The sequence below is a fragment of the Pseudoxanthomonas mexicana genome (assembly GCF_001556105.1).
Classification (GTDB): Bacteria; Pseudomonadota; Gammaproteobacteria; order Xanthomonadales; family Xanthomonadaceae; genus Pseudoxanthomonas_A; species Pseudoxanthomonas_A mexicana_A.
Genome location: NZ_LSIF01000092.1, coordinates 117,747 through 132,330 on the forward strand (window position 1 = coordinate 117,747; position 14,584 = coordinate 132,330).

Consider the following 14,584-nt stretch of genomic DNA (forward strand, 5'->3'; position numbering starts at 1 on the left):
TTTTTATGTCGTGGGAGCGACGTCAGTCGCGATCGCTCTACCAGGCCATCGCGACTGACGTCGCTCCCACAGCGAATAGCTCACTCCGCCTCGTCGCCACCCAGCAGCTTCGCGGAATCGCCACTGCTGGGCAGCGATTCGACCTCGCGCAGGCTACGCTCGATGGCACGCGTGCGCACGCCCGTCTGGTCGATCTGCTTGCTGGCCTGGTCGAGCTTGGTCTTCACCGAATCCATCACGTCGCCGAACTTGCCGAACTCGCGCTTGGCGTTCGCCAGGATGTTCCAGACCTCCGCCGACCGCTTCTCGATCGCCACGGTGCGGAACCCGACCTGCAGGCTGGTCAGCAGCGCCAGCAGCGTGGTCGGTCCGGCGATGGTGATGCGCTGGTCGCGCTGGATGGCCTCGAACAATCCGGGACGCCGCAACACTTCGGCATACAGGCCCTCGGTGGGCAGGAACATGATGGCGAATTCGGTGGTGTGCGGCACCGCAATGTACTTGCGGATCTCCTGCGCCTGCTTGCGCACGGCGCGTTCCAGTGCATCGCCGGCTTGCTTGACCGCATCGGCGTCCGCACGCTCCTGCGCATCGAGCAGGCGTTCGTAATCCTCGCGCGGAAACTTGGCGTCGATCGGGAGCCACACCACGGCATCGCCGGTGGAACCGGGAAAGCGCACGGCGAATTCGACGCGTTCACCGCTTCCCGGCACGGTGGCCACGTTGCCGGCGTACTGGTCAGGCGCGAATACCTGCTCCAGCAATCCCGCCAACTGCACTTCGCCGAACACGCCGCGACTCTTCACGTTGGTCAGCACGCGCTGCAATCCGCCAACGTCTGCCGCCAGCTTGTTCATGTCGCCCAGGCCCTGATGGACCTGCGCCAGCATGCGGGTGACGTTGCCGAAGCTTTCGGTCAGGCGCGTTTCCAGCGTGGCGTGCAGTTTCTCGTCGACCGTCGCGCGCATCTGCTCCAGCTTCTGCGCATTGTCGGCCTGCAGTTCCTTCAACCGGCCTTCCAGCGTGGTGCGCATCTCGCCGATGCGCTGTTCGTTGCGCTGGGTCAGTTCGTTGAGCCGCTGGCTGAGTGTGTCGGCGAAGCGCTGCTGCGACTCTGCGCCTTCCAGCCGCCCCTTGCGCGCGTCCTCGGTCAACGTGTCGCGCAACACGTCCAGACGCTGGTCGGTGCGCGTGCCGAGGTCGGCGAGATTGCGGGCGAAGCCGTCGATGCGTACTTCCTGCGCCCGCGACAGGCCTTCCAGCTGCTCGCGCAACTCACCGCGGCCTTCGCGCTGCTCGTCGCGCAGCGCGCGCTCGAGCAGGTCGCCGATGCGTGCCTCCGGCCGGCGCATTACCAGCACCGCCAGCAGCACCACGGCGATTGCCACGAGGATCAGGAGGAGGACGAGCAAGGTCTGGGAATCCATGCCGACAGTGTAGCCGCTGGCGTCTCACCGCCTGAGGCAGCGGAGGCCCTGGCGGCGCCCATCCGATCCACCTATCTTCATGCGTGTGCGCACGAACGCAACCTGCGCCGGTGTCTGCGTGGTGCGCCGCCGATTGCCAGCCCGTGCCCCGGCCGCTTAGGCTGCGGGCTGTCGCGGAGGACAGCACGTCCACGCCACCCCCCACTTATCGCCTGCGCTGGCGCACCGCCCGCGCGCTGTCCCGTTGACGCACCCCGAGGAGTTTCCATGACCTGGCTACGGCGCAAATCCATCGACCGGATCACCGAGCACGAAGAAGGCCGGCGACTGGTCCCCACGCTGAGCTGGCCGCACCTGGTGGCGCTGGGCATCGGCGCCATCGTCGGTACCGGCATCTACACGCTGATCGGCGTGGGCGCCGAAAAGGCCGGTCCTGCCGTGCTGATCTCCTTCGTGGTCGCCGGCGTGGTCTGTGCCTGCGCGGCGCTGGCGTATGCCGAACTGTCGACGATGATGCCGGCCGCCGGCAGCGCCTACACCTACAGCTATGGCGTGCTCGGCGAATCGATCGCCTGGATCGTCGGCTGGAGCCTGATCCTCGAGTACTCGCTGGTCGTCAGCACGGTGGCGGTTGGCTGGTCCGGCTACTTCGTCGGCTTCCTCGAATGGGTGCAGCTGACCTTCGGCTGGAACGTAACGCTACCCGCGGCGTTGTCGGCCGGGCCGCACGCCGGTGGCGTGCTGAACCTGCCGGCCATCGTCATCACCTTCCTGGTCGCCGGCATGCTGATCGCCGGTACCCGCGAGAGCGCCACGCTCAACGCGATCCTGGTGGTGTTCAAGCTGATCGCGCTGGCGGTGTTCATCGCAGTGGCGCTGCCCGCGTTCAATGCGGACAACCTGCAGCCGTTCATGCCGTACGGCTTCCCCAAGTCGATCGGACCCGACGGCGTCGAACGCGGCGTGATGGCGGCAGCGGCGATCATCTTCTTCGCGTTCTACGGCTTCGATGCGATCTCCACCGCCGCCGAGGAAACCAAGAATCCCGGCCGCGACCTGTCGATCGGCATCATCGGTTCCATGGTCGGCTGCACGCTGATCTACCTGGTGGTCGCGGTGGCTGCGGTCGGCGCACTGAGCTACACCATGTTCGGCCAGAGCGCCGAGCCGCTGGCGCTGATCATGCGCGAACTGGGACATGGCACCGCCGCGCTGGTGATCGGCATCGTGGCGATCGTCGCGCTGCCGACCGTGCTGCTGGCGTTCTTCTACGGCCAGAGCCGCATCTTCTTCGTGATGTCGCGCGACGGCCTGCTGCCGCGCAGCCTGTCGAAGGTCAACGCACGTACCGGCACGCCGGTGGCGATCACCGTGTTCACCGCGGTGCTGGTCGCGGCGCTGGCCGGCGTCGCGCGGCTGGACGAAATCGCGGCGCTCGCCAATGCCGGCACGCTGGCCGCCTTCGTCGCCGTCGGCGTCTGTCTGCTGGTGTTGCGCACGCGCGAACCCAACCGTCCGCGCGTGTTCCGCACGCCGCTGGCGTGGGTGGTCGGCCCGGTCGCGATCCTCGGCTGCCTGTACCTGTTCTGGAGCCTGCCGCATCGCACACAGCTGTGGTTCCTCATCTGGAACGTGGTCGGCATCGTCGTCTACCTGGCCTACAGCCGCCGCAACAGCATGCTGGCGAAGGGCGGCGACGCCTGATCGCATTACCCAGCGTGGTGACGAAGAAGCGGGCTTCGGCCCGCTTTTTCTTTGTCCGCGCATCGGGGATCCGCGCGCGCCATACGCATGCGTGTGCAGGCGTGGCGCTTCATTCCCAGCGCCCGCGGCACTAAGATGCCGCGCAGGCACACCATCCCCCGGGTTACGACGTTGATCATCCATCCCAAAGTCCGCGGCTTCATCTGCACCACCACCCATCCGCTCGGCTGCGAGCTCAACGTGCGCGACCAGATCGCCGCGACGCGCGCGCAGGGCGTGCGCAACGACGGGCCGAAGAAGGTGCTGGTGATCGGTGCGTCCAGCGGCTACGGCCTGGCGGCGCGCATCAGCGCGGCGTTCGGCTTCGGCGCGGACACGCTGGGCGTGTTCTTCGAGAAGCCGGGCAGCGAGAAGAAGGCCGGCACCGCCGGCTGGTACAACTCCGCCGCGTTCGACAAGGCGGCGAAGGACGCCGGCCTGTACAGCCGCTCGATCAACGGCGATGCGTTCTCCGACGAGGCGCGCGCCCAGGTCATCGACCTGATCAAGAACGAGATGGGCGGCCAGGTCGACCTGGTCATCTATTCGCTGGCCTCGCCGGTGCGCAAGCTGCCGACGACCGGTGAAGTGAAGCGCTCCGCGCTGAAGCCGATCGGCGCGCCGTACACCTCGACCGCCGTGGACACCAACAAGGACGTCATCACCCACGCGACCATCGAACCGGCCACCGAGCAGGAAATCGAGGACACGGTCACCGTGATGGGCGGCCAGGACTGGGAACTGTGGATCGATGCACTGGCCACCGCCGGCGTGCTGGCTGAGGGCGCACGCACGGTGGCTTTCAGCTACATCGGTACCGACATCACCTGGCCGATCTACTGGCACGGTGCGCTGGGCCGCGCGAAGGTCGACCTGGACCAGACCGCGCAGCGCCTGGACAAACGCCTGAAGAAGACCGGCGGCACCGCCAATGTCGCGGTGCTGAAGTCGGTGGTGACGCAAGCCAGCTCCGCGATCCCGGTGATGCCGCTGTACATCAGCATCGTGTTCAAGGTGATGAAGGAGTTGGGCCTGCACGAAGGCACGATCGAGCAGCTCGACCGTCTGTTCCGCGACCGCATGTACCGTACCGACGGTGCGCAAGCCGAGACCGACGACGAGAACCGCCTGCGCCTGGACGACTGGGAACTGAAGCCGGAAGTGCAGGACCAGGCCAAGGCGCTGTGGCCGCAGGTCACCAGCGAGAACCTGTTCGAGCTGACCGACTACGCCAACTACAAGCATGAGTTCCTGAAGCTGTTCGGTTTCGAACGCGGCGACGTGGACTACGACGCCGATGTGAACCCGGACGTGCAGTTCGACTGCATCGAGTTGTCGCCGGAAGGCTAAATCCTCCTACGGCGAGAAGAAAGGCGGGCCGAGGCCCGCCTTTTTTATTGGCTACCCATATGCTGTGGGAGCGACGTAAGTCGCGATGGCAGATCGCAGCACAATTTCATCGCGACTTACGTCGCTCCCACAGCGGACCCTACGGGCAATCCGGTCCCAGCGCGCGGATGCGCATGCCCCGGATATGCACCGCGTTGCCGTGGTCCTGCAACGCGAGATGGCCGCGGCGCGCCTTCGCGAACTCCGCCTGTCCGGCGAACTTGCTGGACGCTACGCGGCGCTGCCAGTCGGCGCTGTCCGCGTCGTACACCGCGACGCGTTCGCCATTGAGCCAATGCTCCACCCGCGGACCGCAAGCCACGACGCGCGCCTGGTTGTACCGGTCGATGGGGCGCAGCACCTCGCGCGCGGGCACGACCAGATCATAGACGGCGCCGGCGCGATGGCTGGGCACGATGCGGTCTTCCGCGTCGCGGTCGTCGAGCAACTGGTACTCCACCGCGCGCGCCCATACCGGCGATGCATCGACAGCGCGGTAGAACAGCCCGCTGTTGCCGCCGGTCGGCAGCCGCCACTCCAGTTCCAACTCGAAATCGCCATACGTGCCGACGCTGAGGATGTCGCCGCCACCGGCTTCGGTCAGCATGAGTTCGCCGTCGCGGACCCGCCAGCGCGGATCCAGCGTGGCGCCGCCGACACTGCGCCATTGCGATGCATCGACGAGCGATTGCCAGGGCGTGGCCGGCGTGGACGCGCAGCCGGCCAGCAACGCGGCAAGCAGGACCGGAACGATCCGCAGGCCGCGCGCGTCCTGCATGCTCAGTCGACCACGCGGCAGAACACCGCCTTCAGGTAGCGCGATTCCTGCACGTGCGCCATGAAGGGATGATCGGGGCCGGCGCCGGCGACCTTCAGTATCTGGATGGTGCGGCCGGAGAAGTAGGCCGCGCGGCGCAGCATGTCGAGGAACTGCTCCTCGCTGACCAGGCCGGTGCACGAGAACGTGGCGAACAGGCCACCCGGCTTCACCACGCCCAGCGCCAGCTTGTTCATGTCGAGGTACTTCTTCAGCGCGGCGATCACCTGCTCGCGGTCGCGGGTCATCTTGGCCGGATCGAGGATCACCACGTCGTACTGCTCACCGCGGTTCGCCGCGTCGCGCAGGTACGGGAAGATGTCGGCCTGCACGAACTTCGGACGCGTGTTGTTGAGCTTGGCGTTGCCCTTGGCGATCTGGATGACGTCCTGGTCGATGTCCACGCCGATGACCTCGGACGCGCCGCGCGCCGCGGCGTACACGGCGAAACCGCCGGTGTTGCAGCACAGGTCGAGCACGCTCTTGCCTTCGACCTGCTGGCTCAGCCATTCGCGGTTCTCGCGCTGGTCGGCGAAGAACCCGGTCTTGTGCGCGCCCGCGGGATCGGCGCGGAACTTGACCCCGTATTCGGTGATGACAGCGGCTTCGGTCGTCGTGTTGCCGTGGAACTCGAAGCTCTCCTGCTTCTGCACGTGCTCGTCGGCGAAGCTGTGGAAGCGGCAGCCGGGGAACTGCTCGCGCAGCGCCTCGTAGATCCATTCGCGGTGGCGGAACATGCCGGCGGCGAAGAACTCCACCACGATCAGGTCGCCGTAGCGGTCCACCACCAGGCCGGACAGGCCGTCGCCTTCGGCATGCACGACGCGCCAGGCGTCGGTGGTGGCGTCCAGCTTCAGCACGTCGCGGCGCAGCGAGACGGCCGCCGCGATCTTGCGCGAGAACCAGCCGGCATCCACCGGGATGTCGGGATGGGTCTCCAGGATGCGCACGGCGATGCGCGAATGGCCGTTGTAGAAGCCGCGGCCGATCCACTCGCCGTCCACGCCGACCACCTCCACGACCGTGCCGGGCTTGGGCTTGGCGGTCGGCTTCTCGACCAGTTTCTGGAAAATCCACGGGTGGCTGGAACGCCAGGCGTTCTTCAGGCGTACGGTCGGGTTGGGCGTGTTCATGAACGCATTTTACCCGCGTGGTTGACCGCACCGGGCGCCATCCGGACAATCCGCGGCAGAAGGGGAGTAGCTCCCAACGTGCCGGCCGTCATTTCGAGCAGCGATGCTCCGGTCCCACGGCAGCCCACCGGGCTGTGAGCGAGACCTTCGCCGCGATGGCGAAGGCATACCCTGGATCCCCGTTTTCCGGTTCCCGAGATGTCCGCGCCCGCGGCCGTCCTCCACTTTTTTCTGGAATCTCGATGGAAACGATTGGCAACCCCTGGTTGTGGGCCGGCTTCGGCGGCCTGGTGGTGATCGCGCTGCTGGTCGACCTGGTGCTGATGCGCCACGGCGGGCCGCACAAGGTCACGTTCAAGGAAGCGATGTGGTGGAGCCTGGGCTGGGTCGCGCTGGCGATGGCCTTCAACGGCGGCCTGTGGTGGTACGTCAACGAGACCGCGGGGCTGGTGGAAGCCAATCGCGTGGGCCTGGAGTTCCTGACCGGTTATCTGGTCGAGAAGGCGCTGGCGGTCGACAACATCTTCGTCTTCCTGATGGTGATGACCTACTTCGCCGTGCCCGAGGAACAGCGCCAGCGCGTGCTGGTCATCGGCATCCTGGGTGCCATCGTCCTGCGCAGCATCCTGATCTTCGCCGGTGCGGCGCTGCTGGCGAAGTTCCACTGGCTGCTCTATCTCTTCGGTGCGTTCCTGCTGTTGACCGGCATCAAGATGTGGTTCGCCGCCGGCAAGGAGCCGGACCTGGAGAAGAACCCCGCGCTGCGCTGGATGCGCGGGCACCTCAAGCTGACCGACGGCTACCGCGGCGCGGCGCTGAGCGTGCGCGAGAACGGCGTGCGCTGGTTCACCCCGCTGTTCGTGGTGCTCGTGCTGATCGGCGTGACCGACGTGATCTTCGCGGTGGACAGCATCCCGGCGATCTTCGCCATCACCTCGGACCCGTTCATCGTGCTGACCTCGAACGTGTTCGCGGTGCTGGGCCTGCGCGCGATGTTCTTCCTGCTGGCCGGCATGGCCGACCGCTTCCACCTGCTGCCTTACGGCTTGGCGGTGGTGCTGGGCTTCATCGGCACCAAGATGCTGCTGATCGATATCTACAAGATCCCGGTGCCGTGGGCGCTGGGCACGGTGGCGGCGATCCTGGCCGTAACCGTCGCGCTGAGCCTGGCGCGGCCGCAGAAGGCCGATCCCGCCGCCTGACGCAGCACCGGCAGACCATCCCGCCCGCGGGATGGTCTGTCCATCGGCACCCGGCCTTGCATTCGCCCAGGCCGCCGCCAGAACTGGACCATGGACCTGCATCCCGACGACCCGGCGTTCGATCCGGAAAACCAGCAGCGCTACGACCGCAAGCGCCTCCTGCGCGCGCTGAACATGAGTCTGGCGTTCGTGCTGATGCTGGCCATCGTGTATTCGGCGCAGAACAGCTTCGACGTGCGCGCCTTCACCATCATGCCGCTGTCGGCGGAGGGCCTGCTCGGCATCCTCACCGCACCGCTGCTGCACGGCTCGCTGGAGCACATCGCGGCGAACGCGTCGGCGCTGCTGATCCTCGGCACGCTGGCCGGCGCGGTGTATCCACGCGCCACGCTGTGGGCGATCCCGCTGGTATGGCTCGGTTCGGGCCTGGGGCCGTGGCTGCTGGCCGAACCCGGCACGCATACGCTGGGCGCGAGCGGCCTGACCCACGGCCTGATGTTCATGGTGTTCATGCTCGGCCTGCTGCGTCGCGACCGCGCGGCGATCGCCGCCGGCATGATCGCGTTCCTGTTCTACGGCGGCATGGTGCTGACCATCCTGCCGCGCGAAGCCGGCGTCTCGTGGCAGGCGCATCTCGGTGGCGCCGTCGCGGGCCTGATCGCGGCGTTCCTGTTCCGCCGCCTGGACCCCGAACTGCCACGCAAGAAATACAGCTGGGAAATCGAGGAAGAAGAAGCCGCCGCCGGTAGCGACGACGAGCTCGAACTGCCTGCACCCCGCGAAGTCCCGCTGCTGTGGGTGCGCCCGGAGCATCCGGACGAAGAACAGCGTGGCGTGGTGCTGCATTTCCCTCCGCGCAAGCCGGAGTAGACGCGCGGCTATAGTGGCGTCCCGGCCCGCGTGGCGATCACCGTGGAGTGCCCGTGTCCCGCTTCGCTACCTGCCTGCTGGCGCTGATCGCGCTGTGGCCGTTTGCCGGTCACGCCGACACATCCGCACGTCGCCCCATCGTGATCGGCTACGTGATGGACGGCGCGACGCTGCCGTCCATCGATGCGCGCAAGCTGGACGCGATCAACTTCGCCTTCGCGCATGTCGATGAGGCCCACGGGATCGTCCTGCGCGGCGACACCGCGACGGCCGCACTCGCCGGCCTCAATGCGCTGAAGTCCGAGAATCCGGACCTGAAGCTGCTGCTGTCGATCGGTGGCTGGGGCTCCGGTAACTTCTCCGAAGCCGCCGCCAGCGATGCCGCACGTGCGACGTTCGCCGAGAGCGCGGCGCGCTTGGTGACGCAGCACTGGCTGGACGGCATCGACATCGACTGGGAGTACCCGACCCTGCCCGGCCCCGGCATCAGCCACAGCCCGGCGGACCGCGGCAACTTCACCCGCCTGCTGCAGGCGGTGCGCGACCGTCTCGATGCGCTGGGCAAAGCCGATGGACGCCACTACCTGTTGACCATCGCCGCCGCGGATGGCGAAGCGGCGCGCGGGCTCGATGTTCCGCGCATCGTGCCGCTGCTGGACTGGATCAACCTGATGACCTACGACTTCTTCGGCAGCCTTACGGTGACCACGGGCCATCACGCGGCACTCGGCACATCCGCGTCTGCACCCGCGGACGCGCGCACGACGGTGGCGGCCGTCGACGAATTCCTCGCGGGCGGCGTGCCGCCGGCCAAGCTCAACGTCGGCGCCGCGTTCTACGGACACAAGTTCGTGCGCGTGCAGCGCACGAACCACGGCCTGCACCAGGCCTACGGCGAACATGCGGCCTTCCTGTCGTGGCGCGAGCTGCGGGCGGACTACCTCGGCCGCAATGGCTACGTCCGTCATTGGGATGCGGACGCGCAGGCCGCGTGGCTGTGGAACGAGGACGAGGCGAGCTTCGTCACCTACGAGGACCCGCAAGCATTGCGGGCCAAGGCGGCGTTCGTGCGCGAACGCGGGCTGGGTGGCGTCATGTACTGGGAGCATCGCCAGGACGACGGCACCCTGCTCGACGCGCTGCGCGACGGCTTGTACCACCCATGACGAGAGAAGGCGCCACCCGCGAGGATGGCGCCTTCCTTCGATGCCAGGTTCCCGCGATCGGGAACCGGTGGATCAGAACTTCGCGCTGAACTCCACGCCCACCGTCCGCGGCTCGTTGATGAAGCCGGTCAGGTTGTTGAAGTCGATGCCACCGACGATGCGGCGCTGGTCGGTGATGTTGCGGCCGAACAGGGCAACCTCGTAGTCGCCATAGCCCCAGCCGTAACCCACGCGCAGGCCGCCTTCCAGCGACGACTTGCCGGTGAACTCGATGGAGTCGTACAGGAAGAAGTTCACTTCGCTGCGGTACGCCCAGTCGGTGTAGACATACAGCTCGCTGCCATCGCCCATGCCGATGCTGTAGCGCGCCGTCAGGTTATGCACCCACTTCGGCGCCTGCGGCAGCTGGTTGCCGCCAATGTAGTACCGACCCGTCGGATCGCCGTTCTGATCCAGCACCTCTTCGTCGGTGACGGTGCAGGCGGCGCAGACGGCCACGTTCAGGTCGTCGTCCTTGATCTCGGTGTCGTTGTAGCTGCTGCCCAGCGTGACCAGCAGGTTGTCCAGCACGTAGGCCTGGAAATCCAGTTCGAAGCCCTTGCCCACCGACTTCTCGGCATTGAGCAGGATGTTGGCGTTGGCGGCACCGCCGACGGCGGTCAGCTGCTGGTCCTTGATGCGGTAGTAGAAGACGCCCGCGCTGACGCGCGCGCGCTTGTCCCAGAAGTCCGCCTTCACGCCCGTCTCGATCGAGGTGACGGTTTCCGGACCGGCAACGGACTTGCCGTTGAACGCGCCTGCGGCCTGGATGCTGCTGCCACGGAAGCCGGTGGCGGCGCGCGCGTACAGGTTGACGTCATCGCTGACCGCGTACGTGGCCGACAGGTCCCAGTTGAACTTCTTGTCTTCCGGCGACGCCGACAGGTCGCCATCGGGCTCCAGCGCGGCCAACTGCGCCAGCGTGCACTTGCCCGCCAGCACGCAGGCGGCGAAGCCGGTGTTCCAGTAGTCCTCGACCGTCAGCTTCTTCTCGTCGACGGTGTAGCGCAGGCCGGCGCGCAGTTCCAGCTTGTCGGTCGCCTGCCACGTCGCTGCGCCGAACACGGCCCAGGCGTCGTTGGTCTGGCGGATGCGCTGGTAGCCATCCTGCGCACTGTTGTTCAACGAGTCGTAGCTGAAGCTTTCGACCCGGTAGTCTTCCTTGAAGTAGAACAGGCCGGCCTGCCAGTTCCACGGACCGGCATATTCGGATTCGATCCGGAACTCCTGCGTCCACTGCGAATGATCGGGAATGCCGTCGGCGGTTTCGGACGCGAACGGGATCACGCCAGGACCGGAATCGGGCAGGAATACCGCACCGTAGCCGCCATCGATGTCGCCGCGGTTGATCGTCTCGACGCTTTCATAGCCGGTGATCGAGTACAGCTTGTAGTCGCCGATGTCCCAGTTGAGGCGCGCGCTGGCGCCCTGCGACTCCAGCTCGGAATAGTTCAGGCCGTCCTGCGACACCTTGTCCTCATCAAAGCCGGGGACGAAGTTGTTGGTGCCCGGGTCGATGATGTTGGCGCGGAACAGGCGGGCGGTGCCGTTGAGCTTGCGCGCATGCGCATTGAACAGCGCCTCGAAGCCGTCGCCTTCGTACAGGAACTGCACGCGGCCGGCGGATTCGTCGTAGCCCTCGAAACCGTCGCTCGGACCCGGATAGGTGTTGGTCACCCAGTCGTCGCGGCGCTGGTAGAGCACCGACGCACGCGCGGACCAGTTCGGGCTCAGCGCGCCGCCGACGGCGCCTTCGACGTTCCACATGTTGTCGCTGCCCACGCCGACCTTGCCGTAGCCGCTGGTTTCCTGCGACGGCTTGGCCGATTCGAACTTCACCACGCCGGCCGGCGTGTTGCGGCCGAACAGCGAACCCTGCGGACCGCGCAGCACTTCGACCTGCTCCAGGTCGAACAGCGGGAAGCCCTTCAGGATCGGGTTTTCCTGCACCACGTCGTCGTACACCAGCGAGACCGGCTGCGAGGTGTTGAGGCGGAAGTCGGTGTTGCCGTAGCCGCGGATGTAGAAGCGCGGGAAGGCGCGGCCGAACGAGGACTCGACGTTGAGGCTGGGGACGCGGCCCGACAGGAAGCGGATGTCCGTGCCGCCGGAGGTCAGCACGCCCAGCTGTTCGCCGTTGATGGTGCTGATGGAGACCGGCACGTCCTGGATGTTCTCGACCTTGCGCTGCGCGGTGACCTGCACGGTGTCGAGCGTGGCGGCGCTCTGCGCGGCCGGCGCGGCCGGCGCGGTGGACGCGGGTGTTTCCTGGGCGAAAGCGGTGCCGAACGGCAGCAGGGCGGCGATGGCAAAGGCGAGGCGATGCAGCCGGACGGTGGCCGGGCGGACTGGGGACATGGCGGGGCTTTCCGAGTGGGTGGGGTTCGGGGCGCCTGGCGGCGCTAGCACGCGAATGTTGCATTACAGCAACAAGGGGGGCAATGGCCGGAAGTCCCATTCCCGCCGAAGGTAATCCCGGTTGCCCGCGGCGACCCGGATGTCCGTACGCGCAGGGCGCGACGGGTACGTTCAGCGGGCGGGCAACTCCTCTCGTCGGCGCTGGCAGGCCCGGCATCGAGGCGACCCGACCCGCCGCACCGCCACGGTTCGGCTCCGTTGCAGCCGTGCCCTGTATGCTCCGCCGCTGGTCGCCCCACCCCGCCTGACCCATGCGCCTGATCCGTCGTTCGCGTCCCTTCCTGTTCGCTTGCTGTGCCGTCCTGCTCGCCGCATGCGGCGGCGACAACGTCAGGCCAACCCCGCCGCCCGTACCCGTCGCGACGGTGCCGCCCGCACCGAAGCTCAAGGTCGGCATCGCGCTGGGTGGCGGTGCGGCCAAGGGCTTCGCGCACATCGGCGCCATCAAGATGCTGGAGGCCAACGGCATCGAACCGCAGATCGTCTCCGGCACCAGCGCCGGCAGCGTGGTCGGTGCGCTGTACGCCAGCGGCATGGACCCGTTCCAGATGCAGAAGCAGGCCTTCGCCCTGGACGAAGCGAAGATCCGCGACGTGCGCCTGTTCTCCGGCGGCCTGGTGCAGGGCCAGAAGCTGCAGGACTACGTCAACGACCTGGTCGGCAAGCGCACCATCCAGCAACTCAGGAAGCCGTTCGCCGCCGTGTCCACGCAACTGGAGAACGGCGAGCGCACGGTGTTCGTCCGTGGCAATACCGGGCAGGCCGTGCGCGCGTCGAGCAGCATCCCCGGCGTGTTCGAACCGGTGGTGATCGGCAAGGCCAGCTATGTCGACGGCGGCGTGGTCAGCCCGGTGCCGGTGGATGCGGCGCGCCAGCTGGGCGCGGACTTCGTCATCGCCGTGGACATCTCCACCAAGGCGCCCGGCACCAAGCCCGGCAGCATGCTGGGCATCGTCAACCAGTCCATCGGCATCATGGGCCAGCGCCTGGGCGAACAGGAACTGGCGCGCGCCGACATCGTCATCCGCCCGAAGGTCAACGACATCGGACCGGCCGACTTCGAGCAGAAGAACAACGCCATCCTCGAGGGCGAGCGTGCCGCGTTGGCGGCGATGCCGCAGATCAAGGCGAAGCTCGCCGAACTGCAGCGCACGCGCACTGCCGCGCACGCGGCCAAGCACGCACCGCCCAAGCCGGACCCACGCTGCCTGGAAGAACCTTCGCGACTGGGCAAGCTGTTCGGCCGCGACGTGAAGTGCGACGCGACCGGCCAGCCGGTGAAGCCGTAACCGCCTACGACGTCACGCGACGCAGGTTGTCGCGCGCCCTCGCCTCCAGCGCGGCGTGGAAGTCGGGCGTGCTGTAGATCGCCGGCCGGTCGAGGAAACCCTTCAGGATTTCGCGCCGCTTGCGCCGGAACAGGAAGCCCGGCACGTAGGCGTACTCCTTGCGGATCTGCTGCTCGTATTCGTCGAAGCGCGCGCGCTCGGCACCGAGGATCGACAGGTCGATGTCGACGAGCAGCTGTTGGTCACCGTCGGATGGCACTGCGGTATGTCGCGTCGCCATCACCAGGTCATGCACGTGCTGTGCGGAAGCCGGTGCGACACCTGCGTCGAGTAGTGCATCGCGCGCCCAGTCGGCGCTGCGCAGTTCGTTGTCGTGGCCCTTGATGTCGTAGACCGCGTCATGGAACCACAGCGCGAGTTCCACCTCGTGCGGATGCTCGGCATGCGGCTGCACGTCGTCGAACGTCGCCAGGCATTCGCCGAGGTGTTGCAGCGTGTGGTAGTGGCGCTGTGGTTCCGCGTAGGCCGCCTTCAATCGTGCGAACAACGCAGCGCCCTCGCCCGCTGCGCCGATGCCGGCCCAGGCGCGTTGCCAGGAGGTGAGGAAGCTATCCATAAGGTAGTCCAGGCCGGGGGCGGTGTTCCCATTGTAGGAGCGACGTAAGTCGCGACCGCACACCTGTCCTGTCGGGACGTGAGGGAGGGAAGTGATCCTGGAGCGACGACTGCATGGTCGTGCCTGTGCTTCATGGCGCTCACGTCATGCGGTCGCGACTTACGTCGCTCCTACAAGGGAGAAGGCAACCCATGCCCGCCAACCGGCACGGTCTCGACATGGCTGTCGAAGCCGGCGATCAGCGGGCGCGCCTTGGCGATCGCCTGCTGCACGGCCGGTAGCGACAGCGAGGCCTTGTGGCTGGCCGCATCGGTCCAGACCTCGGTGATCCAGATCGCGTCCGCGTCGGCGGGATCCTGTGCGATCACGTAGCTCAGGCAACCGGGCATGGCGTCGGTGCCGTCGAGCAGGATCGCGAGCAGCGCATCGCGCTGGCCCGGCGTGGCGCGCATCTTGCCGATCAGTCCGTACATGG

The 14,584-nt window shown here is 67.1% G+C and carries 12 protein-coding genes; 6 read left to right on the top strand and 6 right to left on the bottom strand.

Translation table 11 applies throughout. The features are described 5' to 3' along the window. Positions 1 to 80: 80 nt before the first annotated feature. Complete coding sequence (locus tag AX730_RS16245) at positions 81 to 1,427, bottom strand: DNA recombination protein RmuC (protein ID WP_062358243.1); 1,347 nt, start codon at positions 1,425 to 1,427, stop codon at positions 81 to 83. A gap of 267 nt (positions 1,428 to 1,694) precedes the next feature. Here AX730_RS16245 and AX730_RS16250 point away from each other — a divergent pair, with 267 nt between their 5' ends. Next, positions 1,695 to 3,131, top strand: coding sequence for an amino acid permease (locus tag AX730_RS16250; RefSeq protein WP_062358244.1), 1,437 nt, complete (start codon positions 1,695 to 1,697; stop codon positions 3,129 to 3,131). Between the two features lie 171 nt (positions 3,132 to 3,302). Further along, complete coding sequence (gene fabV, locus AX730_RS16255; protein WP_062358245.1) at positions 3,303 to 4,520, top strand: enoyl-ACP reductase FabV; 1,218 nt, start codon at positions 3,303 to 3,305, stop codon at positions 4,518 to 4,520. 139 nt (positions 4,521 to 4,659) lie between these two features. Here fabV and AX730_RS16260 read toward each other — a convergent pair whose 3' ends face one another. Both AX730_RS16260 and AX730_RS16265 read right to left on the bottom strand, forming a co-directional pair. Next, a complete protein-coding gene (locus tag AX730_RS16260) occupies positions 4,660 to 5,337 on the bottom strand; it encodes a 3-keto-disaccharide hydrolase (RefSeq protein ID WP_062358246.1) in 678 nt (225 codons plus the stop codon). A gap of 2 nt (positions 5,338 to 5,339) precedes the next feature. After that, positions 5,340 to 6,509 carry a class I SAM-dependent rRNA methyltransferase gene (locus AX730_RS16265; RefSeq protein ID WP_062358247.1) on the bottom strand — a complete coding sequence of 390 codons (1,170 nt, stop codon included), beginning with the start codon at positions 6,507 to 6,509 and terminating at the stop codon, positions 5,340 to 5,342. 242 nt (positions 6,510 to 6,751) lie between these two features. Here AX730_RS16265 and AX730_RS16270 point away from each other — a divergent pair, with 242 nt between their 5' ends. The 3 genes from AX730_RS16270 (at position 6,752) to AX730_RS16280 (ending at position 9,747) form a co-directional block, all read left to right on the top strand. Then, positions 6,752 to 7,711: a TerC family protein gene (locus AX730_RS16270; RefSeq protein ID WP_062358248.1), complete on the top strand. Its 960-nt coding sequence runs from the start codon at positions 6,752 to 6,754 to the stop codon at positions 7,709 to 7,711. Positions 7,712 to 7,801: 90 nt separating this feature from the next. Then, complete coding sequence (locus AX730_RS16275) at positions 7,802 to 8,581, top strand: rhomboid family intramembrane serine protease (protein ID WP_062358249.1); 780 nt, start codon at positions 7,802 to 7,804, stop codon at positions 8,579 to 8,581. Between the two features lie 53 nt (positions 8,582 to 8,634). Then, a complete protein-coding gene (locus AX730_RS16280; protein ID WP_062358250.1) occupies positions 8,635 to 9,747 on the top strand; it encodes a glycoside hydrolase family 18 protein in 1,113 nt (370 codons plus the stop codon). Positions 9,748 to 9,819: 72 nt separating this feature from the next. On the opposite strand, the gene AX730_RS16285 is transcribed toward AX730_RS16280, so the two are convergent. Continuing rightward, positions 9,820 to 12,144, bottom strand: a complete 2,325-nt coding sequence (locus AX730_RS16285; protein ID WP_062358251.1) for a TonB-dependent receptor — start codon at positions 12,142 to 12,144, stop codon at positions 9,820 to 9,822. A 311-nt stretch (positions 12,145 to 12,455) separates the two neighbouring features. Here AX730_RS16285 and AX730_RS16290 point away from each other — a divergent pair, with 311 nt between their 5' ends. Further along, positions 12,456 to 13,493 carry a patatin-like phospholipase family protein gene (locus AX730_RS16290; RefSeq protein ID WP_062358252.1) on the top strand — a complete coding sequence of 346 codons (1,038 nt, stop codon included), beginning with the start codon at positions 12,456 to 12,458 and terminating at the stop codon, positions 13,491 to 13,493. 4 nt (positions 13,494 to 13,497) lie between these two features. Here the strand turns inward: AX730_RS16290 and AX730_RS16295 are convergent, their stop codons facing one another. Both AX730_RS16295 and AX730_RS16300 read right to left on the bottom strand, forming a co-directional pair. Next, complete coding sequence (locus AX730_RS16295) at positions 13,498 to 14,109, bottom strand: HD domain-containing protein (protein ID WP_062358253.1); 612 nt, start codon at positions 14,107 to 14,109, stop codon at positions 13,498 to 13,500. Between the two features lie 170 nt (positions 14,110 to 14,279). Beyond that, a complete protein-coding gene (locus AX730_RS16300) occupies positions 14,280 to 14,582 on the bottom strand; it encodes a putative quinol monooxygenase (protein WP_062358254.1) in 303 nt (100 codons plus the stop codon). Positions 14,583 to 14,584: the final 2 nt, after the last annotated feature.